This is a genomic window from Streptomyces albipurpureus (assembly GCF_023701525.1).
Classification (GTDB): Bacteria; Actinomycetota; Actinomycetes; order Streptomycetales; family Streptomycetaceae; genus Streptomyces; species Streptomyces albipurpureus.
In genome coordinates, this window is record NZ_JAMQAW010000038.1 from 1 (window position 1) to 20,619 (window position 20,619).

At 69.8% G+C, this 20,619-nt stretch carries 23 protein-coding genes; 18 read left to right on the forward strand and 5 right to left on the reverse strand.

The window, feature by feature from the left end:
• Positions 1–868: 868 nt before the first annotated feature.
• The 4 genes from ybaK to NBG84_RS29425 all read right to left on the reverse strand — a co-directional run bounded on the left by ybaK (position 869) and on the right by NBG84_RS29425 (position 4,996).
• Positions 869–1,363 (reverse strand): Cys-tRNA(Pro) deacylase, encoded by a 495-nt coding sequence (ybaK, locus tag NBG84_RS29410; protein ID WP_250922681.1) that lies wholly within the window; start codon positions 1,361–1,363, stop codon positions 869–871.
• A gap of 16 nt (positions 1,364–1,379) precedes the next feature.
• Complete coding sequence (locus tag NBG84_RS29415; protein ID WP_250922682.1) at positions 1,380–2,120, reverse strand: LON peptidase substrate-binding domain-containing protein; 741 nt, start codon at positions 2,118–2,120, stop codon at positions 1,380–1,382.
• Positions 2,121–2,131: 11 nt separating this feature from the next.
• Positions 2,132–3,151 (reverse strand): hypothetical protein, encoded by a 1,020-nt coding sequence (locus tag NBG84_RS29420; RefSeq protein WP_250922683.1) that lies wholly within the window; start codon positions 3,149–3,151, stop codon positions 2,132–2,134.
• Positions 3,152–3,391: 240 nt separating this feature from the next.
• On the reverse strand, positions 3,392–4,996 hold the full coding sequence (locus tag NBG84_RS29425) for an oxidoreductase (protein ID WP_250922684.1): 1,605 nt from the start codon (positions 4,994–4,996) through the stop codon (positions 3,392–3,394).
• Between the two features lie 248 nt (positions 4,997–5,244).
• Between NBG84_RS29425 and hisD the strand changes: the two genes are divergently transcribed.
• The 9 genes from hisD (at position 5,245) to NBG84_RS29470 (ending at position 12,339) form a co-directional block, all read left to right on the forward strand.
• Entirely contained in the window at positions 5,245–6,576 is a 1,332-nt protein-coding gene (gene hisD, locus NBG84_RS29430) for a histidinol dehydrogenase (protein WP_250922685.1), read from the forward strand.
• An 80-nt stretch (positions 6,577–6,656) separates the two neighbouring features.
• Positions 6,657–7,760 (forward strand): histidinol-phosphate transaminase, encoded by a 1,104-nt coding sequence (locus NBG84_RS29435; protein ID WP_250922686.1) that lies wholly within the window; start codon positions 6,657–6,659, stop codon positions 7,758–7,760.
• A complete protein-coding gene (hisB, locus tag NBG84_RS29440; protein WP_250922687.1) occupies positions 7,757–8,350 on the forward strand; it encodes an imidazoleglycerol-phosphate dehydratase HisB in 594 nt (197 codons plus the stop codon). Before NBG84_RS29435 ends, hisB begins: the two co-directional genes overlap by 4 nt.
• Positions 8,347–8,511: a hypothetical protein gene (locus NBG84_RS29445; protein ID WP_250922688.1), complete on the forward strand. Its 165-nt coding sequence runs from the start codon at positions 8,347–8,349 to the stop codon at positions 8,509–8,511. The genes hisB and NBG84_RS29445 overlap by 4 nt, the downstream gene beginning before the upstream one ends.
• A complete protein-coding gene (hisH, locus tag NBG84_RS29450; protein WP_250922689.1) occupies positions 8,508–9,149 on the forward strand; it encodes an imidazole glycerol phosphate synthase subunit HisH in 642 nt (213 codons plus the stop codon). The genes NBG84_RS29445 and hisH overlap by 4 nt, the downstream gene beginning before the upstream one ends.
• A complete protein-coding gene (priA, locus tag NBG84_RS29455) occupies positions 9,149–9,874 on the forward strand; it encodes a bifunctional 1-(5-phosphoribosyl)-5-((5-phosphoribosylamino)methylideneamino)imidazole-4-carboxamide isomerase/phosphoribosylanthranilate isomerase PriA (RefSeq protein WP_250922690.1) in 726 nt (241 codons plus the stop codon). Before hisH ends, priA begins: the two co-directional genes overlap by 1 nt.
• A complete protein-coding gene (locus NBG84_RS29460; protein ID WP_250922691.1) occupies positions 9,871–10,284 on the forward strand; it encodes a RidA family protein in 414 nt (137 codons plus the stop codon). Before priA ends, NBG84_RS29460 begins: the two co-directional genes overlap by 4 nt.
• Positions 10,281–11,036 (forward strand): imidazole glycerol phosphate synthase subunit HisF, encoded by a 756-nt coding sequence (gene hisF / locus NBG84_RS29465; protein ID WP_250922692.1) that lies wholly within the window; start codon positions 10,281–10,283, stop codon positions 11,034–11,036. The genes NBG84_RS29460 and hisF overlap by 4 nt, the downstream gene beginning before the upstream one ends.
• 94 nt (positions 11,037–11,130) lie before the next feature.
• Positions 11,131–12,339, forward strand: a complete 1,209-nt coding sequence (locus tag NBG84_RS29470) for a cytochrome P450 family protein (RefSeq protein ID WP_250922693.1) — start codon at positions 11,131–11,133, stop codon at positions 12,337–12,339.
• Positions 12,340–12,420: 81 nt separating this feature from the next.
• On the opposite strand, the gene NBG84_RS29475 is transcribed toward NBG84_RS29470, so the two are convergent.
• Positions 12,421–13,062, reverse strand: a complete 642-nt coding sequence (locus NBG84_RS29475) for a TIGR03085 family metal-binding protein (protein WP_250922694.1) — start codon at positions 13,060–13,062, stop codon at positions 12,421–12,423.
• A gap of 75 nt (positions 13,063–13,137) precedes the next feature.
• Here NBG84_RS29475 and hisI point away from each other — a divergent pair, with 75 nt between their 5' ends.
• The 9 genes from hisI (at position 13,138) to trpA (ending at position 20,490) form a co-directional block, all read left to right on the forward strand.
• Positions 13,138–13,512, forward strand: coding sequence for a phosphoribosyl-AMP cyclohydrolase (hisI, locus tag NBG84_RS29480; RefSeq protein WP_425608725.1), 375 nt, complete (start codon positions 13,138–13,140; stop codon positions 13,510–13,512).
• An 11-nt stretch (positions 13,513–13,523) separates the two neighbouring features.
• Entirely contained in the window at positions 13,524–15,023 is a 1,500-nt protein-coding gene (locus NBG84_RS29485) for an anthranilate synthase component I (RefSeq protein WP_250922696.1), read from the forward strand.
• A 96-nt stretch (positions 15,024–15,119) separates the two neighbouring features.
• Positions 15,120–15,776, forward strand: coding sequence for a TIGR02234 family membrane protein (locus NBG84_RS29490; protein ID WP_250922697.1), 657 nt, complete (start codon positions 15,120–15,122; stop codon positions 15,774–15,776).
• 130 nt (positions 15,777–15,906) lie between these two features.
• Positions 15,907–16,191, forward strand: a complete 285-nt coding sequence (locus NBG84_RS29495; protein WP_250922698.1) for an HGxxPAAW family protein — start codon at positions 15,907–15,909, stop codon at positions 16,189–16,191.
• Positions 16,192–16,387: 196 nt separating this feature from the next.
• A complete protein-coding gene (locus tag NBG84_RS29500) occupies positions 16,388–16,816 on the forward strand; it encodes a DUF2752 domain-containing protein (protein ID WP_250922699.1) in 429 nt (142 codons plus the stop codon).
• Positions 16,817–16,964: 148 nt separating this feature from the next.
• Positions 16,965–17,774 carry an indole-3-glycerol phosphate synthase TrpC gene (gene trpC, locus NBG84_RS29505; protein WP_250922700.1) on the forward strand — a complete coding sequence of 270 codons (810 nt, stop codon included), beginning with the start codon at positions 16,965–16,967 and terminating at the stop codon, positions 17,772–17,774.
• Positions 17,775–17,785: 11 nt separating this feature from the next.
• Positions 17,786–17,980 carry a tryptophan biosynthesis modulator TrpM gene (gene trpM / locus NBG84_RS29510; protein WP_250922701.1) on the forward strand — a complete coding sequence of 65 codons (195 nt, stop codon included), beginning with the start codon at positions 17,786–17,788 and terminating at the stop codon, positions 17,978–17,980.
• 438 nt (positions 17,981–18,418) lie between these two features.
• Complete coding sequence (gene trpB / locus NBG84_RS29515; protein ID WP_250922702.1) at positions 18,419–19,666, forward strand: tryptophan synthase subunit beta; 1,248 nt, start codon at positions 18,419–18,421, stop codon at positions 19,664–19,666.
• Complete coding sequence (gene trpA / locus NBG84_RS29520; RefSeq protein ID WP_250922703.1) at positions 19,663–20,490, forward strand: tryptophan synthase subunit alpha; 828 nt, start codon at positions 19,663–19,665, stop codon at positions 20,488–20,490. Before trpB ends, trpA begins: the two co-directional genes overlap by 4 nt.
• Positions 20,491–20,619: the final 129 nt, after the last annotated feature.

The following is a 20,619-nucleotide window of genomic DNA, read 5'->3' on the forward strand; positions in this document are numbered from 1 at the left end:
CTGGGTTCCTCTCATAAAACCCATCTGACCTGCTATCACCACCCCCCGCATCCCGGGGGAACCTCAACCCGGGGAGGTTCCTGGTGCCTGATCCCTGGCGGGAGCGCGGACGTGGTTCCTACCCAGGGGATGTGTGATTCCGTGTACCCGTCCTAGGTGGAGGCCAGAAGTCTGAACTACTGGTCTGCCATCGTCTTTTGATCTTCTACCCGGGAGACGCGGGTAGAAGTTGAGGTGGACTCTGCCGCCGTGGCCGGGTGCGGGAGATACCGCGGGCATTGGGCACGTCCGCCCTCAGGCTCCGCAGGACACGTACCCAGGGGCGAGGGACACCAAGCCTGGGCAGGTGGGCGCAGGGATGTCCCCTGGTTCCTCCACCGGACAGGTCCCCAGGGGCAACGAGAGCAAGTCTGGGCGTGGGGGCGCGCAGGGGGGTGTCCCCGGAAGCGATCGACGGCAAGACCCGCATGCCGGAACGGAGTCGCTTCGGGCCGTCGACGCTGAGGAGTCACCCCCGATAGCACCCCCCAACCCCAAAAGGGCAAGACCCTCACGACAGGAAACCCAAAACCCCCACCCCAACCGGCCCCACCGAACAACTCCTAAAGCACAAGCAGCCCCATCCAACACCAGTCCCGCAGGGGCAACTTCAGCCTGTCCGGCGTTTGAGGACGGAACCCTTCACCCCGGGTGGGGACAGCCAGAGCGGGCGTGCCCAGCCCGGGTGCTCAAGGTCCGGGGGCATGGGCAGCCCCCGCCACCACAGGCCGCCCCGCCAGGGGCAGCCTCAGCCTGTCCGGCGATTGAGGACGAACCCCGCTTCAGGTGAGGACACAAGGCCCCCACCCCAAGCGAGACCCAGGCACCCCTAGGCGCGCCCGATGGGCGCCAGTACCGCTGAGGTCAGGGCGGCCAGGGTCGAGGGTGACAACTCCACCTCAAGCCCTCGGCGGCCTGCCGACACACAGATCGTCGGGTGCGTCGACGCCGATGCGTCCAGTACCGTCCGTAGCCGCTTTCGCTGGCCCAGTGGCGAGATCCCGCCGCGTACATAACCCGTGGTGCGCTCCGCCGCCGCGGGGTCCGCCATGGTTGCCCGTTTGCCGCCCACGGCTGCCGCGAGTGCTTTGAGGTCCAGCTGGCCCGCCACCGGGACCACGGCCACGGTGAGCTCGCCGTCCACATCGGCTACCAGGGTCTTGAAGATCCGGCTGGGTGCTATGCCGAGGGCCTGGGCCGCCTCTTCGCCGTAGGACGGTGAGGCCGGGTCGTGGTCGTACGCGTGCATGGTGAAGTCCGCGCCCGCGGTCGTCAGCGCGACCGTTGCGGGGGTGCCGCCGGGCTTCTTGGGTTTCTTCGCCATGGAGCGGGGTTCCCCTTCAGTTGAGGCTGGTCGGTAGTCGGGTGAGCTCCATCGCGGGGAGCGACGGCAGATGCCGGATCATGGCGGTCTCGGAGCGCAGGAGCTTGAGTTCCTCGCGCAGTCGGGCAGCCGCGCTGGGTGCTTCGAGTAGCCGCTGCTTCGCCGGGGTGTCCAGCAGGGCCTTCGCCGCGACGAGGTAGGAGACGACCGTCGGGTCGTCCGGCAGGTCCCCGTTGCCGGCGAGTGAGCGTTCACGCGCTCCGGCGAGTTGCTTCTGGTACTTGAGGAAGGCCCGGAGCACCCCCTCGGCCAGTGCGCCCGCGCCTTCCCCGGCCTCTTCCGGGATCTCCTCCACCTCGGCCAGGAGGAAGGGGCCGCTGGCGTCGATCGAGAGCAGTTTGACGCGGGTCGTCGCGGTGGCGAGGACTTCGAACCCGCCGTCCTCGCGCTCCCGGATCGTTGCCGCGTCCACGATGCACCCCACGGTGTGGAACACCTTGATGGGGTCGTCGCCGAAGCCGGCTGCGGGGCCGCGCTCCGGTACGGCGGTCTGGTCGGGCATCCCGGGCGATGTGGTGGCTACTTCACGGCCGTCGCGGATGGCGACGACCGCGAAGCGACGGGTTTCGGATTCATCGATCTTGAGGAGTTCGCGCATCATGGCGCGATAGCGCTCCTCGAAGATGTTCAGGGGCAGGACGAGGCCCGGGAACACTACCGAGTTGAGCGGGAAGAGCGGGAGACTTGCGGTGGTCACACTGGCCAACCCTAATGGTCCGTGGGCTCACCGAGGCCGGTCCGCAGTGGCGTCATGGACGCTACCTCGATCCGTACGCCGTCGCGCATGTCCAGGAACTGGCCGAGGGGGTCGCTTGAGATCCGGCTCCAGGGAAAGGACGTGGCGTGGGGGCCGATCAGTCGGAACTGGTCCAGCGCCTCCTGCCAGCGGCCTCGCCGCACCAGCACGTACGCCGTGAGATTGCGTACTTCCGCCGGCCAGGGGTCGCCCGGCGGATAGCCCGCCGAGAGGGCGATGGCGAGGTCCGTTGCCGTGTCCGTCCGGTCTTGCGATACGGACGAGGAGGTGTCGCCGCTCTCCAGCCAGGCGAAGGCCGCTCGTACCGGAAGCGCCTGTACCAGCGAGCCGGGCAGGGCGTCTGCCGCGGCCTGCTCGGCGAAGTCGAAGCACTCTCGGTGCGATCCGTACCACTGGGCGGAGAGATAGCGCAGGGCCGCCACATGGCAGCCGTAGTGGTGGGAGGAGCGTCGCACCGCCTGCTCCCACAGGGCCTCGAACGCGCGGTGGTCGGCGTGGGTGCCGCGGGCGTGGTCCAGCGCGATGCGCCAGGGCACCGGATCGCTCGTCGCGGAGTCGGCCGCCGCGTCGATCAGAGGGCCGATCTCGCGCAGCCGTTCGTGGCGCGCCGGTGAATGCCAGGCCCTTCGGACCGCCAGTTCCGCCCTGACGACGAGGGCGTCGGGGTCGCGGGGGGTCTGGGTAAGCCAGGCGGACAGCCATTCGTCGCGCGCGTCCGCGAAGGTGGCGAGCCGCATCACATAGCGGTCGCGGTTCTCCCATTCCGCCGCGGCCCGGGTGGCCGCCAAGAGGTCGGCGGCTGGTCTCCACTCTCCGAGTGCCGCCGCCACGAGCGCAGGACCGATCCGGTCGTCCGGTGCGTCGAGCAGTACCGCGTCGTCGATGGGCAAGCCGTCAGCGAGCCGCGGCGTGTGCCGGATCATCCGGGCGGTGCGCATCAGGGTGCGAAGCAATGACATGGTGCAGTCCATTGAAATCCGCAGGTCGGAGGCTGCGCCAGAGGCACCCTGTGAAGCTTTGGTAGGGGCCGGATGGTTGTTCCCCGAAAAGTCAAGAGACCGCAAAGAAACCTTTTGGCCGCTGATGCCGGGCGGTGACAGGCCGCTGGGCGCCCACCGGGGCCGTTCCCCGGGCGCCCCGCGCAGGTCGGGCGGCTCGCGTGTCGCTGGTGATTCGAGGCGGATACCCCGCGGGCAGGGCCCCGGCTGTCGTCAGCCTCGCCGCAGGAGTCTCGATGCCCCCGCCGCCACCGTGGTGGCGAGGATCCACCCCAGGAGCACCAGGAAGGCCGCCGCCCATTGCCATCGGCCATCGAGTCGCCAGTACCCGTCCTGCCCCAGGTTGATCACTGGGATCAGGAGATCGAGGGCGTACAGCGGGGCGTTCCAGTGCGGATGCTCCCCCGGTTTGAACGGTTCCGGGTCGACCTGGGCGAAGGCCAGTGCCCCCGCCGCCCAGAGCACCGCCATCCAGAGCGCTGCCCGCCCCGGTCGGTAGCCGTAGGCCACGGTCCAGTCCTGTAGGTAGCCCCAGAGTTTCGCGGCCAGCGGCAGGGTCTCCCGGCGGCGGCGCTGCTTGGCGAGCAGCACCTCACGGGCGTCCGCGTCCTCCCCGCTGTTGCGAAGGACGGTCGCGAGGCGTTCATAGGGTTCCGGTGAGTACTCGGGTGTCGCCGATGCCACCCATTCCAGGCGTCGGCTGAGCGGGAACTCCTCGTAGGGCACCAGGTTCTCGTAGACGAAGCCCCCCATCGCGAGCCCGCCGGGTCCCGGCCAACTCGCCGCCAGATCGACCAGGGTGACCACCTTCGCCCCGTTGAGCACCACCCGGCCCTCCTCCGGGCGGACGGCGTTGAAGCGCAGTTCGGGGGTGACTATCCGGCGTAGCGAGAGCTCCTCCCGTGGGCTCAGCGTGAACTGGGCCCGGTGGAGATCGACCGCGTCCCCGAAACGACCGTCGTCCAGGCGTACCCCTCCGTAGCACTGGAAGGCCTGGAGCCGGGTGGTGCCCGAACTGGTCGAACCGCCCAGCCCGATGCCGAAGGGGGGAGTAGCGCCCTGGCGGCCGGTGGCTTCGCTCACCCACGCACCCGTCATATAGAGCGTCCGCTCCACGCTGATCTGCGGTGCGTTGAGTGCTCGGCGCTCGCCCGCGGCCCGCAGTCTGCTGCCGCGCAGACTCAGGGACACGCCGACCTTGGCGCCGCGCAGACTGAACTCCCCGTAGGTCTCGATCAACTCGGCTTGCAGGTCCTGTGCGACGGAGAGCCCGTCCGCGGTGATCGCCCGGCCTCGGCGGTCCGGGCGCACATGGATCTGGTTGATCAGCAGATCGGTGCCGATCTGCGCGTCGGTGAGCCGGATGCCGTGCTCCACCCGGCAACGCGGCAGATGGAGATCTCCCTCGGTGCGCAGTCGGGCGGCCTCCAGCCGGGGAATGGCGCAGCCGACCATCCGTACGGTCGTGAAGTGGGCCTCGGGCAGCCAGATCTCGCTCTCGAAGCGGCAGCCGTTCAGTTCGACATAGGGCGCGATGCTGCCGCCGGCGAGCTTGAGGGTGCCGGTGATCAGCACCCCGCGCAGTTTGAGTGCGGCGACCCGCCCTGGGTAGGGGGTGGGGCCGCTCAGCAGCAGCCGGGCGACGATCGTGGCGCGAACACTGCGCTCGGGCCCCCAGGGGCGCGGCGAGAAGGGATCGTTCAGCAGGGGGTCGGGATCGCTCAGGTCGTAGGTGCTGCCGCTCCGGAACGCGTTCCACATGCGCTGCTCGGTCAGGGTGAACCCGTCCGGGCAGCCTTCGTCCAGCGGCTCCGTCACTACCGCCCCCTCCGCTTCTCTGAAGTTGTGCGCATTCCGTGCGGTCGTCCACGCGGCTCCGGCCCGGCCCCCATGGCTGAGTGGGGCGGCCTCTGCGGTGGTGAGCGCGAGGGTCCCTACTGGCGTTCTTCCCGCTGTGTGACGGAGTGAACGCTAGTGGTCATTGATCACTCGTGGGTGGTCTGTGTTGCGTATCAGCCAGTGATACGCGGAACAGCAGCCGAATCGGGTCTGCGAGAATTGACGCTGTGATCTCCCGAATCGATCTGCGCGGCGATGCCCTCCCCGAGGGTGCTGCCCTGCGCGACCTGCTGCCCCGTGCCGAGTTCGACGTGGAAGCCGCCCTGGAGAAGGTGCGGCCCATCTGCGAGGACGTGCGCCATCGCGGCACAGCGGCACTGATCGAGTACGCGGAGAGGTTCGACGGAGTCACCCTGGAGCGCGTCCGGGTGCCGGCCGAAGCCATCGCCACGGCCCTCGAAGGCCTTGAGCCCGAGGTCAGGGCCGCCCTGGAGGAGTCCATCCGGCGCGCCAGGATCGTGCACCGCGCCCAGCGCCGAGCCGAGCACACCACGCAGGTGGTCCCTGGCGGCACGGTGACCGAGAAGTGGGTTCCGGTTGAGCGCGTCGGGCTGTACGCACCCGGCGGGCGCTCCGTGTACCCCTCCTCCGTGATCATGAACGCGGTGCCGGCACAGGAAGCGGGCGTCACCTCCATCGCGCTCGCCTCCCCGCCCCAGAAGGAGCACGGCGGGCTTCCGCACCCGACGATCCTGGCCGCCTGTGCCCTCCTCGGCGTCGACGAGGTGTACGCGGTGGGCGGAGCCCAGGCGGTGGCGATGTTCGCGTACGGCACGGACGGCCCCGATGGCTGCCCGCCCGCGAACATGGTCACCGGGCCGGGCAATATCTGGGTCGCCGCGGCCAAGCGCTACTTCACCGGCCGTATCGGGATCGACACCGAGGCCGGTCCGACCGAGATCGCGGTTCTCGCCGACTCCACCGCCGACCCCGTACATGTCGCGGCAGACCTGATCAGCCAGGCCGAGCACGACCCGCTGGCCGCCGCGGTCCTGGTCACCGATTCCGTGCGGCTCGCGGACGCGGTCGACAAGGAACTGGAGCCGCAGATCGCCGCCACCCGGCATGTCGAGGACCGGATCGTGCCCGCCCTGACCGGCCGGCAGTCCGCGATCGTCCTCGTCGACGGCATCGACGAGGGACTGCGGGTCGTCGACGCCTACGGCGCGGAACACCTGGAGATCCAGACCGCGGACGCCGGTGCCGTGGCCGCCCGGGTGCGCAACGCGGGAGCGATCTTCGTCGGCCCCTGGTCACCGGTCTCCCTCGGCGACTACTGCGCGGGTTCCAACCACGTCCTGCCGACCGGTGGCTGCGCCTGCCACTCCTCCGGTCTCTCCGTCCAGTCCTTCCTGCGCGGCATCCACATCGTCGACTACAGCCGCGAGGCCCTCGCCGATGTCACCCATCACGTGGTCACGCTCGCGGAGGCCGAGGACCTGCCCGCGCACGGCGCCGCGGTGAAGGCGCGCTTCGGCTGGAAGGTGCCGGGCCAGTGAGCGGCAGTGCTGCCGACCGGCTCAGCGTCCGCACTCCGGCAGGACAAGCACCACAGGTAGGCGAGAGAAGGACCGGCCGCGTGAACATCGACGATCTCCCCATCCGTGACGAGCTGCGCGGCAAGTCCCCGTACGGCGCCCCGCAGCTGGACGTACCCGTCCAGCTGAACACCAATGAGAACCCCTATCCGCTGCCCGAACCCCTGGTCGAGCGGATCGCCGAGCGGGTACGCGAGGCGGCGCGCGGTCTCAACCGCTACCCCGACCGGGACGCCATCGAGCTGCGCACCGAGCTCGCCGGCTATCTCACCCGCACCACCGGGCACACCGTGGGCACGGCGAACGTCTGGGCCGCCAACGGTTCCAACGAGGTCATCCAGCAGTTGCTCCAGACCTTCGGCGGCCCCGGGCGCACGGCCATCGGCTTTGAGCCCTCGTACTCGATGCACGCGTTGATCTCCCGGGGTACCGGCACCAGCTGGATCTCCGGACCGCGCAACGATGACTTCACCATCGATCTGACCGCCGCCGGCCGTGCCATCGCCGAGCACCGGCCCGATGTTGTCTTCATCACCTCGCCCAACAACCCCACGGGCACCGCGGTCGACGCCGACACCGTCCTCGCGCTGTACACGGCCGCCCAGGCCGCCAGGCCTTCCCTGGTGGTGGTGGACGAGGCCTATGTGGAGTTCAGCCACCGGCCCTCGCTGCTGGCGCTGATCGAGGGCCGGCCGAACCTGGTGGTCTCCCGCACGATGTCCAAGGCGTTCGGCGCCGCCGGACTGCGCCTTGGCTATCTCGCGGCCGATCCCGCCGTGGTCGACGCCGTACAGCTGGTACGGCTGCCGTACCACCTCTCCGCCGTCACCCAGGCCACCGCGCTCGCCGCGCTGGAGCACACCGATACGCTGCTGGGGTACGTCGAGCAGCTGAAGACCGAGCGGGACCGCCTGGTCATCGAGCTGCGGGCGATCGGCTGTGAGGTGACCGAATCCGACGCGAACTTCGTTCAGTTCGGACGGTTCACCGACACCCATGAGGCATGGCAGAAGATCCTCGACCGTGGCGTGCTGGTCCGGGACAACGGAGTGCCGGGCTGGCTGCGGGTCACCGCAGGCACCCCGGTAGAGAACGACGCGTTCCTGGACGCGGTCCGTGAGTTGATGAAGGAGCAGAGCGCATGAGCCGCGTAGGACGGGTCGAAAGGGCCACGAAGGAGACCTCCGTCGTCGTCGAGATCGACCTCGACGGCACCGGGCAGGTCGATGTGTCGACCGGGGTCGGTTTCTTTGACCACATGCTGGACCAACTCGGCCGGCACGGTCTCTTCGACCTCACCGTGAAGACCGAGGGCGACCTCCACATCGACACCCACCACACCATCGAGGACACCGCCCTCGCCCTCGGCGGCGCCTTCAGGCAGGCCCTCGGTGACAAGGTCGGCATCTACCGCTTCGGCAACTGCACCGTGCCGCTGGACGAGTCCCTCGCCCAGGTCACCGTGGACCTCTCGGGCCGCCCCTATCTGGTGCACACCGAGCCGGAGAACATGGCTCCGATGATCGGCGCCTACGACACGACGATGACCCGGCACATCTTCGAGTCCTTCGTCGCCCAGGCCCAGATCGCGCTGCACATCCACGTCCCCTACGGCCGCAACGCCCACCACATCGTGGAGTGCCAGTTCAAGGCGCTGGCCCGCGCGCTGCGCTACGCCAGCGAGCGCGACCCGCGCGCCGCCGGCATCCTCCCCTCCACGAAGGGCGCGCTGTGAGCGGCCTCTCGACCATCCTGATCGTCGTGGGCATGTTCCTCCTCGGCGGTATGTACTCCTTCAAGAAGCAGGGCATGCCGCGCGGAGTGATCGTGCTGCTCGGCATCGCGTCGATGATGTGCCTGCTCGCCGGCGTGCTGCGACTGGACGTGTGGTCATGAGCGCCGCCAGGAAAGTCGTCGTCTTCGACTACGGATTCGGCAATGTCCGCTCCGCCGAGCGGGCGCTGGCCCGCGTCGGCGCCGACGTGGAGATAACCCGGGACTTCGACGCGGCCATGAACGCGGACGGGCTGCTGGTGCCCGGCGTCGGAGCGTTCTCCGCCTGTATGGACGGACTGCGGGCGGCACGCGGTGAGTGGATCATCGGCCGCAGGCTCTCCGGCGGCCGCCCGGTGATGGGCATCTGCGTGGGAATGCAGATCCTGTTCGCCCGCGGCATCGAGCACGGAGTCCAGACCGAAGGGCTCGACGAGTGGCCGGGCACGGTCGGGCCGCTCAAGGCACCCATCGTTCCGCACATGGGCTGGAACACCGTCGAGACGGCACCGGACAGTCAGCTGTTCGCCGGTCTCGACGCTGACGCCCGTTTCTACTTCGTGCACTCGTACGCCGTGCACGACTGGGAGCTGGAGATCACCAACCCCGCCATCCGCGCACCCCAGGTCACCTGGGCGACCCACGGCGAGCGCTTTGTCGCCGCCGTGGAGAACGGCGCTCTGTGGGCCACCCAGTTCCACCCCGAGAAGTCCGGCGACGCCGGGGCCCAGCTGCTGACCAACTGGATTGAGACGCTGTAATGCCGAAGCTTGAACTCCTGCCCGCGGTTGACGTCCGTGACGGCCAGGCCGTCCGCCTCGTACACGGTGAGTCCGGTACGGAGACGTCCTACGGCTCCCCGCTGGAAGCCGCACTCGCCTGGCAGCGCGCCGGCGCCGAGTGGCTGCACCTGGTAGACCTCGACGCCGCCTTCGGCACCGGGGACAACCGTGAGCTCATCGCCGAGGTGACCGGCGCGATGGACATCAAGGTGGAGCTGTCCGGCGGCATCCGCGACGACGCCTCCCTCGCCGCAGCCCTCGCCACCGGCTGCACCCGGGTCAACCTGGGCACGGCGGCCCTGGAGACGCCCGAATGGGTCGCCAAGATCATCGCTCAGCACGGTGACAAGATCGCCGTCGGTCTGGACGTACGCGGCACCACCCTGCGCGGTCGCGGCTGGACCCGCGACGGCGGAGACCTCTACGAGACGCTCGCCCGCCTCGACGCCGAGGGCTGCGCCCGCTACGTCGTCACCGACATCGCCAAGGACGGCACCCTCCAGGGCCCCAACCTGGAGCTGCTGCGCAGTGTCTGCGCCAAGACGGACCGCCCGGTCGTCGCCTCCGGCGGAGTCTCCTCGCTGGACGATCTGCGGGCCATCTCCTCGCTCGTCCCCGAGGGAGTCGAAGGCGCGATCGTCGGCAAGGCGCTGTACGCGAAGGCGTTCACGCTGGAGGAGGCGCTCGCGGCGGTGTCCGCATGAGCGAGGTACGACGGGTCACCACCGGCGCGCCCTGGGAGGAGCGGTTCGGCTACTCCCGTGCGGTCGAACTGCCCCATGGGCTGGTCCTCGTCGCCGGCTGCACTTCCGTGGTGGACGGCGCCATCGCCGACGGCGCCCCCTATGAGCAGACGGTGAACGCCTTCCAGGCCGCCTTTGACGCGCTGAAGCGCCTGGACCTCGGCCCGCAGGACGTCGTACGGACCCGGATGTACATCACCCACGCACGGGACATCGAGGACATCGGCCGTGCGCACAAGGAACTCTTCGACGCGGTGCGTCCCGCGGCCACCATGGTCGTCGTCGCCGGGTTGGTGGACCCGCGCCTGGTCGTCGAGGTCGAGGTCGAGGCGTACCGCCAACACAACCGAGAGGCGGGGAAGAGCGCATGACGCTGGCCGTCAGAGTCATCCCCTGCCTTGACGTCGACAACGGCCGGGTCGTCAAGGGCGTCAACTTCCAGAACCTCCGGGACGCCGGTGATCCGGTGGAGATGGCCAAGCTGTACGACGCCGAGGGCGCCGATGAGCTCACCTTCCTCGATATCACCGCGTCATCGGGAAACCGCGAGACGACGTACGACGTGGTCCGCCGCACCGCCGAGCAGGTCTTCATCCCGCTCACGGTCGGCGGCGGGGTCCGCGCGGCCGACGATGTCGACAAACTGCTGCGCGCGGGCGCTGACAAGGTCGGCGTCAACACGGCGGCCATCGCCCGCCCCGAACTGATCCAGGAGATCGCCGAACGCTTCGGCCGCCAGGTCCTGGTGCTCTCCGTCGACGCCCGGCGTACGCCATCGGGTTCGTTCGAGGTCACCACCCACGGCGGCCGCCGGGGCACCGGTATCGACGCGGTCGAGTGGGCGCACCGGGCCGCGGAACTCGGCGCGGGGGAGATCCTGCTCAACTCCATGGACGCCGACGGCACCAAGGACGGCTACGACACCGAGATGATCGCGGCGGTGCGCCGACACGTCACCGTGCCCGTGATCGCCAGTGGGGGCGCCGGCCGGCTGGCGGACTTCGCGCCGGCGATCGAGGCCGGCGCGGACGCGGTCCTCGCGGCATCCGTCTTCCACTTCGGCGATCTACGGATCTCCGAGGTCAAGGAAGCCCTGCGGCTCTCCGGGCACCCGGTGCGCTGACCGAGCGGTCGAACAGCCGAAAATCACCATCCATCCGGGCCATGGGCCGGGTTAGCGTGCGTGTACCACCCACATGCTCAACAGGGGGCACACCATGTCGACCCGGCCCATCGTCGATCTCTTACAGCTCAGCCCGGACTTCGTCCGCGATCCCTACCCCGTCTACGCCCGACTCCGCGCCGAAGGCCCCGTCCACCGGGTGCGTGACGCAGACGGCGAGGAGAAATGGCTGATCGTCGGACATGAGGCATGCCGTACCGCGTTCACCGACCCTCGGCTGAGCCGTGACTGGCTGAGGTCCGGAGACGTCGGCGAGATCGTCCACACCGATGGGGATCACTCGGCCCTCTCCCATATGCTCATGTCGGACCCGCCCGATCACACCAGACTGCGGCGGCTGGTGGCCCGGGAGTTCACCCCCCGGCGCATCGCCTCGCTCGCCCCCCGGGTCAAGCAGCTGACCGATGAGCTCCTTGACGCCATGCTGGCCGACGGGGCACGACGAGCCGATCTGATCGCCTCCTTCGCCTTTCCGCTGCCCATGACGGTCATCTGCGAACTGCTGGGAGTGCCCGAGCTGGATCGGGACGCCTTCCGGCGCTGGTCCAATGAGATGGTCGCGCCCAGCAATGAGCAGAACGAGGTCCGTGCCTACACGGAGGCCACCGCCTATCTCAGCGAACTGATCGCGGCCAGGCGGGAGAACTCAGGCGATGATCTGCTCAGTGCGCTGATCCACACGGTCGATGAGGGCGGAGACCGGCTGTCGCCCAGCGAGCTGATCGGGATGTGCGTACTGCTGCTCATCGCCGGCCATGAGACCACGGTCAACCTGATCGGCAACGGTCTGCGGGCGTTGTTCAACCACCCGGACCAACTCGCGGACCTGCGCGCCGACTTCGATCTCCGGCTCGACGGAGCGATCGAGGAGATGCTGCGCTACGACGGTCCGGTGGAGACCTGCACCCCCCGGCTGGCCCTGGCCGATGTCGAGATGGGCGGGGTGACCATCCCCGCGGGCTCGCCCGTACTGATCGCCATGGCGGACGCGGACCGCGACCCGGCGCGCTTCAAGGAGCCGGACCGCTTTGACATTCGCCGGGATGCCCACGGTCACATCGCCTTCGGACACGGCCTCCACTACTGCCTGGGCGCACCGCTGGCCCGCATGGAGGGCCGCATCGCCCTGCGCACCCTCCTTGAACGCTGCCCGGACCTGGCGCTGGACGCCGAGGAATCCAGCCTGCCCTGGATGACGGGCATGCTCATCAGAGGGGTACGGAGGCTTCCAGTGCGCTGGTGAGGGCGTTCTCGGCGCCCTTCCGGGTGGCCACCGGAAAGAGTGGCCACCCGGTGCCACGCCGTAGGGCGCCTCAGGGCCGTTCTACGCCCCCGAAAGACCCAGTGGCGCCGTGCGAATCCGAGCGATCGCGTCCTTGTCGCCCTCCAGCTCCACCTGGGCCACCTCCTGGCGACCGAACGCGAACAGGGTGAGCTCACCCGGCTCACCGGTCACCGTGACCACCGGGGCGCCCCGGCGGGCCACCGTCGTCTGGCCGTTCGGCCGGCGCAGCACCAGGCCCGTAGGCGCCTTGCGCCCCAGCAGCTTCGCCGCCTTCTCCAGCCGCGCCCACAGCGCGTCCTCGAAGACCCGGTCCAGCGGGCGCGGGGTCCAGTCGGGCTGCGCCCGGCGGACGTCCTCGGCGTGGACGAAGAACTCGACCGTGTTCGCCGCTTCCTCCACTTGCTTGATCGCATACGGTGACATCTTCGGCGGTCCCGTACGGATCAGCTGGATCAGCTCTTCGTAGGGTTTCGCCGCGAACTCCGACTGCACCCGCTCCAGCCGCGGCTTGAGTACGGACAACAGGATTCCGCCGGCCGCGTCCGCCCGGCGCTCCCGCACGACCACATGGGCCGCCAGGTCCCTGGCCGTCCAGTCACCGCAGAGGGTTCGGGCATCCGGACCAGCCGTCTCCAACAGATCGGCGAGGAGGAGTCGTTCACGCTTCGCATGGGTGGACATGACTGCCAGGGTACGGCGGCCGCGCCAGGTCCGCTCAGTGGACACCAGCCCGTTTCACCCTCGACACGCGGCACAATGGGCCTCATGACCAGCAGTGTCCCCGCCAGCCCCCTTGATCCAGCCATCGCCGCCCGCCTCAAGCGCAGCGCCGACGGGCTCATCCCCGCCATCGCCCAGCAGTACGACACCGGCGAGGTGCTGATGCTCGGGTGGATGGACGACGAGGCCCTCCACCGCACCCTCACCACCGGCCGTGGCACCTACTGGTCGCGCAGTCGCCAGGAGTACTGGGTCAAGGGCGACACCTCCGGGCACGTCCAGCACGTCAAGTCCGTCGCCCTCGACTGCGACGCCGACACCGTCCTGGTCAAGGTCGACCAGGTGGGTGCCGCATGTCACACCGGGGACCGCACCTGCTTCGACGCGGGCGCGCTCCCGCTCGGCGAGTAGGGTCGGGCGCCATGGATCTGGAGACCTTCCGCAAGCTCGCCGCCGACCGCCGTGTCATCCCCGTCAGCCGTCGCCTCCTCGCCGATGGTGACACCCCGGTCGGGCTCTACCGCAAGCTCGCCGCCGAGCGGCCCGGGACCTTCCTCCTGGAGTCCGCCGAGAACGGCCGCTCATGGTCCCGGTACTCCTTCGTCGGCGTACGCAGCGCGGCAACCCTCACCGAACGCGACGGCAAGGCCCACTGGCTCGGCACCCCTCCCGTCGGCGTCCCCCTCGACGGGGACCCGCTGGCCGCCCTGCGGGTCACCGTCGAGACGCTGCACACCCCGCACGACCTCTCCGCTGGGATGCCGCCCTTCACCGGGGGCATGGTGGGTTACCTCGGCTACGACATCGTCCGCCGGCTGGAGAAGATCGGCCCCGGCGAGCGCGACGACCTCAGACTTCCCGAGCTGACCATGCTGCTCACCTCGGACCTCGCGGTGCTGGACCACTGGGACGGCACGGTCCTGCTGATCGCCAACGCGATCAACCACAATGACCTCGACAGCGGGGTCGACAAGGCGTACACGGACGCCGTGGCCCGACTCGACGCCATGGAACGCGACCTCTCCCGCCCGCTCGCCTCCGCCCCCGCCGCGCTACCGCCGTCCGAGCTGCCCACCTTCACCGCGGAATGGGGCGGCAAGGACTACCAGGACGCCGTCGAGGACATCAAAGAGCGCATCAGGGCCGGCGAAGCCTTCCAGGTGGTGCCCTCACAGCGGTTTGAGACGCCCTGTACGGCCAGCGCGCTCGATGTCTACCGGGTGCTGCGCGCCACCAATCCGAGCCCGTACATGTACCTGATCCGGTTCGAGGGGTTCGATGTCGTCGGCTCCAGCCCGGAAGCCCTGGTCAAGGTCGAGGACGGGCGCGCTCTGCTGCACCCCATCGCCGGCACCAGGCCGCGCGGCGCCACCCCGCAGGAGGACCAGGCGCTCGCCGACGAGTTGCTCGCCGACCCCAAGGAGCGCGCCGAGCATCTGATGCTCGTGGACCTCGGCCGCAACGACCTGGGCCGGGTCAGCGAACCGGGCAGTGTCGAGGTCGTCGACTTCATGTCCATCGAGCGGTACTCCCATGTCATGCACATCGTCTCGACGGTGACCGGCAAGGTCGCCGCCGGGAACACCGCGTTCGATGTGCTCACCGCCTGCTTCCCCGCGGGCACCCTGTCCGGCGCGCCCAAGCCCCGCGCCATGCAGATCATCGACGAGCTTGAGCCGTCCCGGCGCGGCCTCTACGGCGGCTGTGTCGGCTATCTCGACTTCGCCGGCGACTCTGACACCGCGATCGCCATCCGTACCGCCCTGCTCCGGGACGGCACGGCGTATGTGCAGGCCGGAGCCGGTGTTGTGGCCGACTCCGACCCGGTCGCCGAGGACACCGAATGCCGCAACAAGGCGGCCGCCGTACTCCGCGCGGTCCACACCGCCAACCGCATGAGCAGCGAGAGCGGTCCACGCTAGTCCCAGCAGCCCGACCAGGCCGAACAGCACGGACCGAACGCCGCTGAGACGGGCGGAGGACCACCGGCCGACTGAACCGGCGGGGCATAAGGGATAGTGGGGTATGTGAGTGCTGTCCCCGTACCCCAGCCCCGCGCCCAGTCCGCCGCTCCGTCCTCCGCCTCGGACATCGGGCGCCGCAGCCTGGTCGTCGCCCTCCTGCTCGGCGCCGTCGGCGCCGCCGTCATCCTGCTCACCTCCGGCCAGACCTGGGCCGAGGGCACGGCCGACGTCGGCGGCGGCACCCTGGCACTGGACGCCGAGGGCCGCGATGTCACCGGTGTGCCCACCGCCCTCGCCATCGTCGGCCTGGCCGCGCTCGTCGCCGTCTTCGCCGTACGCAGGGCGGGCCGCATGCTCGTATCCGCGCTGCTCGCCCTGAGCGGCGCCGGCGCCGCCGTCGCCGCCTTCCGCGGCGCCTACGACAGCGCCGCCCTCGACCAGCAGGCCGCCAGGACCAGCGGCAACACCTCGGCCACCATCGATGCCCTCACCCACACCGCCTGGCCGTTCGTGACCGCGGCGGCCGGTGTGCTGATCCTTCTCGCCGGTCTTCTCGCCCTGCGATACGGCCGTTCCTGGCCGTCCATGTCGGGTCGGTACGAGCGGGAGGCCTCCCCCCGGGACCGTAAGCCGCGCGCCGCCGCACCCGAGCGGCCCGAGGAACTGTGGAAGGCGCTGGACCGCGGCGAGGACCCCACCACAGACGGGTGACCCCCCGGCTCGGCTTCGCACGGCGTACGGGACAATGAGAGACGAGCGTCCGGCTCACCCATAGAGCACCAGCTCAGCGTGGGTATGGCCGAGGCACTCAGCCCAGAGCATCAGCAACGAGGAGTAACTCATGTCGGGCAGCGCCCACGGACACACCCCGGCCGCCTGGACCGGTGTCTGCATCGCCTTCTTCGGTTTCTGCGTTTCCGGCGTCTTCATGGTCGCGGCCAACCCCCTCGGCTTCTGGGGCGGCCTGGCGATCGTCGGTCTCGGCGGAGTCGTCGGCGGAGCGATGAAGGCCGCCGGTCTCGGCATGCCCAAGAAGTCCGCTGATCAGCTGGCCGCCCGCGAGCGCGCCACTTCGGTGATCCATGCCAAGTCGCAGCCCGCCAGCGCGCAGTCCGTGGCCCGGTAACACCCCGGGAAGTCAAGGCCCTGCCCCGATCGCCAGCACCAGAGATCACCGCAGGGCCTTCGGCCCGTCGAGACCGGGGGAGGAAGCCCCGGTCCCAGACATTCAGGGCAGACACCAGGGCAGACACGAGAGGGCGAGCGGCCGTCACCTGGCTGCGCCCTTCGGTGCCAAGGGAGAGAATCACGGGGTGGACGCCATGACCTCATCCATCACCCCCGGGCCGCGGGCTCCCCTCACCCGTCGGCTGGCCGCCCCCCTGGGCACGATCACCGCCGTCGCCGCCGCCTTCGCCTACGTGGGCACGGTCGATCCCCATGAGCCCGGCCACTACCCGGTCTGCCCGCTGCTCAGCGTCTCCGGTGTGTTCTGCCCCGGCTGCGGTGGGCTGCGCAGTGCCCACGCCTTCATCCACGGCGATCTGCCGGCCGCCCTGGGGGCCAACGCGGTGGCCGTGGTGGGCTACTTCGTCTTCGCGATCGTATGGACGGTATGGCTGATTCACGCCGTACGGGCACGACCGGTGAGGTTCTCCCTGCGGCCCGTGTGGTGGTGGTCGATCGGTGCCGCCGTACTGATCTTCTCGGTATTTCGAAACCTTCCGGTCGGTTCTGCTCTCGCGCCGTGACCGAACATGCCTTCGCCCTGGTGGGACGGCCTACCGAGTCCCAGCCAGTGGGACAGGCGGCGCCCGGATGCGAGCCGGAGGGCGTCCTGCGGATATCATCGACATGGCTGATCCATGACCATCAAAGTCCCGGAAGGGGGCCGCTCGGGTGAGTGTGCTCGACGAGATCATCGAAGGCGTACGCGCCGACCTCGCGGAGCGGCAGGCGCGCGTCAGCCTCGACGAGCTCAAAGAGCGCGCGGCCAAGGCTCCCGCCGCCAAGGACGGTGTCGCAGCGCTCCGCGGCGAGGGCGTCCAGGTCATCTGCGAGGTCAAGCGCTCCAGCCCCTCCAAGGGCGCGCTGGCCGCGATCGCCGACCCGGCGGCACTCGCCGCGGACTACGAGGCCGGTGGCGCGGCCGTCATCTCCGTACTGACCGAGGAGCGCCGCTTCGGCGGCTCGCTCGCCGATCTGGAGGCGGTCCGGGCCCGGGTCGACATCCCCGTACTGCGCAAGGACTTCATCGTCACGGCCTACCAGCTGTGGGAAGCCCGTGCCTATGGCGCTGATCTCGCCCTGCTGATCGTGGCCGCGCTGGAGCAGGAGGCCCTGGTCTCGCTGATCGAGCGCGCCGAGTCGATCGGGCTCACCCCCCTCGTCGAGGTCCATGACGAGGACGAGGTCGAGCGCGCGGTGGAAGCGGGCGCGAAGATCATCGGGGTGAACGCCCGCGATCTGAAGACACTGAAGGTCGACCGCTCCACTTTCGAGCGGGTCGCGGACGACATCCCCGCGCATATCGTGAAGATCGCCGAGTCCGGAGTGCGTGGTCCGCACGATCTGATCGCCTACGCCAACGCGGGCGCCGACGCGGTGCTCGTCGGCGAGTCCCTGGTCACCGGCCGTGACCCGCGGACCGCCGTCGCCGATCTGGTCGCTGCCGGGGCTCACCCCGCGCTGCGGCACGGACGGAGCTGATCCCCGCCGCCATGACCACCGACACCCCTCGCCAGGCGCCCCTGACCGGCGCTGACGCCTACGCACGACTGGCCCGCGGCTGCCGCCCTCGCGGCTGCCGCGCGCCGGCGCGCCGGGTGCACGGCCGTCGGGTGCGGTATGTCATCGGCTCCGAGCCCGGCCAGGTCAACGGGATGCGATGGCGCACCCGGGACGCGCACCGCTGACGTCGGTTCCGCCGAACCTTCAGCCCGGCGCTCCGCTCGCCGTCGAGACCCCGACGCCATGGGTCGCTGACCCGCTGTGCGATATGGCCCGTGCGCTGTGCGAGCGGCGCACGGGAGGGTCCTCACTTCGCTGGTGCCTTGGGCCACTGGCCGCGCAGAACCTCCTGGGCGGTCGGGCCGGACGTTCGCCCTAGCCGGTGAGCGGGGTGACGAGGGCAGGGGTGTCGACCATGACGGTCGGTCGCGGGCTGTGCGTGGGGCCCTTCGGGCGCCTGCCCGTACGCCTGCCGACGGTCCGGCCAGCCATCCCGGCCGGTCTCCTGTGGACCGGCCGGCACCGTGCGCACAGCGGGACCAAGCGATCCGCTCAGTGCGCAACAACGTGTCCTGTGAACACCAGACTTCAGGGGCTTGCGCCCCTGCTGAGGAGTACGTCGGATGTCTTCTGACTTCTTCATTCCAGACCCCGAGGGTCAGGTTCCGAGCGCCGCGGGCTACTTCGGTGCCTTCGGTGGCAAGTTCATCCCCGAGGCGCTCGTCGCCGCGGTCGACGAGGTCGCCGTCGAGTACGACAAGGCCAAGGCCGACCCGGCCTTCGCCGCTGAACTCGACGACCTCCTGGTCAACTACACCGGACGCCCCAGTGCCCTGACCGAGGTCCCTCGGTTCGCGGAGCACGCCGGCGGCGCCCGGGTCTTCCTCAAGCGGGAAGACCTCAACCACACCGGCTCCCACAAGATCAACAACGTGCTGGGGCAGGCACTGCTCACCCGCCGGATGGGCAAGACCCGGGTCATCGCCGAGACCGGTGCCGGCCAGCACGGTGTCGCCACCGCCACCGCCTGCGCCCTGTTCGGCCTGGAGTGCACCATCTACATGGGCGAGGTCGACACCGAGCGGCAGGCGCTCAACGTCGCCCGGATGCGGATGCTCGGCGCCGAGGTCATCCCGGTGAAATCGGGCAGCAGGACCCTCAAGGACGCCATCAACGAGGCGTTCCGCGACTGGGTCGCCAATGTCGATCGCACCCACTACCTGTTCGGTACGGTCGCGGGTCCGCACCCCTTCCCCGCCATGGTCCGTGACTTCCACCGGGTCATCGGTGTGGAAGCACGACGGCAGATCCTGGAGCGCGCGGGCCGCCTCCCGGACGCGGCCATCGCCTGTGTCGGCGGCGGCTCCAACGCGATCGGGCTCTTCCACGCCTTCATCCCGGACGCCTCCGTACGGCTCGTGGGCTGCGAGCCCGGCGGCCACGGCCTGGAGACGGGCGAGCACGCGGCCACGCTGACCGCGGGCGAGCCGGGCATCCTGCACGGTTCGCGGTCGTACGTCCTCCAGGACGACGAGGGGCAGATCACCGAGCCGTACTCGATCTCCGCGGGACTCGACTACCCGGGCATCGGCCCCGAGCACTCGTATCTCAAGGACACCGGCCGCGCTGAGTACCGAGCGGTCACCGACGACGAGGCGATGCGGTCACTTCGACTGCTCTCCCGCACCGAGGGGATCATCCCGGCGATCGAGTCGGCGCACGCCCTCGCCGGTGCGCTGGAGGTCGGCCGGGAGCTGGGGAAGGACGGACTGCTCATCGTCAACCTCTCCGGCCGTGGCGACAAGGACATGGACACCGCCGCCCGCTACTTCGGGCTGTACGACGAGTACGACAAGGGGGCCGCCAAGTGAGTGGTACCAGAACTCTGCTGAGCGACACCATCGCCCGGGCCGCGTCCGAGGACCGGGCCGCGCTGATCGCCTACCTCCCCGCCGGTTTCCCGACCGTCGACGGGGGGATCGAGGCGGTCAAGGCGGTCCTGGACGGCGGCGCGGACATCGTGGAGGTGGGTCTGCCCCACAGCGACCCGGTACTCGACGGTCCGATCATCCAGACCGCCGACGACATCGCCCTGCGCGGTGGCGTCAGAATCGCCGATGTACTGCGCACGGTCCGCGAGGCCCATGCCGCCACCGGTAAGCCGGTGTTGGTGATGACCTATTGGAACCCCATCGACCGGTACGGCGTCGAACGCTTCACCGCGGAGCTGGCAGAGGCCGGCGGCGCGGGCTGCATCCTGCCGGATCTACCGGTCGAAGAGTCCGCCGTATGGCGCGAGCACGCCGACAAGAACGAGCTCGCCACGGTCTTCGTCGTCGCGCCGAGCAGCAAGGACGCGCGCATCGCACGGATCACCGAGGCCGGTTCCGGCTTTGTCTACGCGGCCTCGCTGATGGGTGTCACCGGTACCCGGGAATCCGTGGGCGTACAGGCCCAGGACCTGGTCCAGCGCACCCGTGCGACCACCTCGCTGCCGGTCTGCGTCGGCCTTGGAGTCTCCAACGCCACCCAGGCCGCGGAGGTCGCCGCCTTCGCCGACGGTGTGATCGTCGGCTCTGCCTTCGTCAAGCTGCTCCTCGACGCGCCGGACACCCCCTCGGGACTGGCCGCCGTACGGGGCCTGGCGGGCGAACTGGCCGCTGGTGTGCGCAGAAGGGGTCCGGAAGCCTCCTAGCGCTCAACTGCGCTCGGGGACACCCGGCGGTAGCAGGACTGGACGCTCCCGCGGAGCCGTTCTGGCCGCTCACCGCGCGGGGCCGGCTCCCGCAGCCATCGAGCACGACCCCGCCCGTCCGCGCTGGAC

Excerpts from the sequence above, each read along its gene's own strand:
- ybaK (WP_250922681.1), bottom strand. The coding sequence starts at position 1,363 with ATGGCGAAGAAACCCAAGAAGCCCGGCGGCACCCCCGCAACGGTCGCG.
- NBG84_RS29420 (WP_250922683.1), bottom strand. The coding sequence starts at position 3,151 with ATGGACTGCACCATGTCATTGCTTCGCACCCTGATGCGCACCGCCCGG.
- hisB (WP_250922687.1), top strand. The coding sequence starts at position 7,757 with ATGAGCCGCGTAGGACGGGTCGAAAGGGCCACGAAGGAGACCTCCGTC.
- hisH (WP_250922689.1), top strand. The coding sequence starts at position 8,508 with ATGAGCGCCGCCAGGAAAGTCGTCGTCTTCGACTACGGATTCGGCAAT.
- priA (WP_250922690.1), top strand. The coding sequence starts at position 9,149 with ATGCCGAAGCTTGAACTCCTGCCCGCGGTTGACGTCCGTGACGGCCAG.
- NBG84_RS29460 (WP_250922691.1), top strand. The coding sequence starts at position 9,871 with ATGAGCGAGGTACGACGGGTCACCACCGGCGCGCCCTGGGAGGAGCGG.
- hisF (WP_250922692.1), top strand. The coding sequence starts at position 10,281 with ATGACGCTGGCCGTCAGAGTCATCCCCTGCCTTGACGTCGACAACGGC.
- NBG84_RS29470 (WP_250922693.1), top strand. The coding sequence starts at position 11,131 with ATGTCGACCCGGCCCATCGTCGATCTCTTACAGCTCAGCCCGGACTTC.
- NBG84_RS29475 (WP_250922694.1), bottom strand. The coding sequence starts at position 13,062 with ATGTCCACCCATGCGAAGCGTGAACGACTCCTCCTCGCCGATCTGTTG.
- hisI (WP_425608725.1), top strand. The coding sequence starts at position 13,138 with ATGGGCCTCATGACCAGCAGTGTCCCCGCCAGCCCCCTTGATCCAGCC.
- NBG84_RS29485 (WP_250922696.1), top strand. The coding sequence starts at position 13,524 with ATGGATCTGGAGACCTTCCGCAAGCTCGCCGCCGACCGCCGTGTCATC.
- NBG84_RS29495 (WP_250922698.1), top strand. The coding sequence starts at position 15,907 with ATGTCGGGCAGCGCCCACGGACACACCCCGGCCGCCTGGACCGGTGTC.
- NBG84_RS29500 (WP_250922699.1), top strand. The coding sequence starts at position 16,388 with ATGACCTCATCCATCACCCCCGGGCCGCGGGCTCCCCTCACCCGTCGG.
- trpM (WP_250922701.1), top strand. The coding sequence starts at position 17,786 with ATGACCACCGACACCCCTCGCCAGGCGCCCCTGACCGGCGCTGACGCC.
- trpB (WP_250922702.1), top strand. The coding sequence starts at position 18,419 with ATGTCTTCTGACTTCTTCATTCCAGACCCCGAGGGTCAGGTTCCGAGC.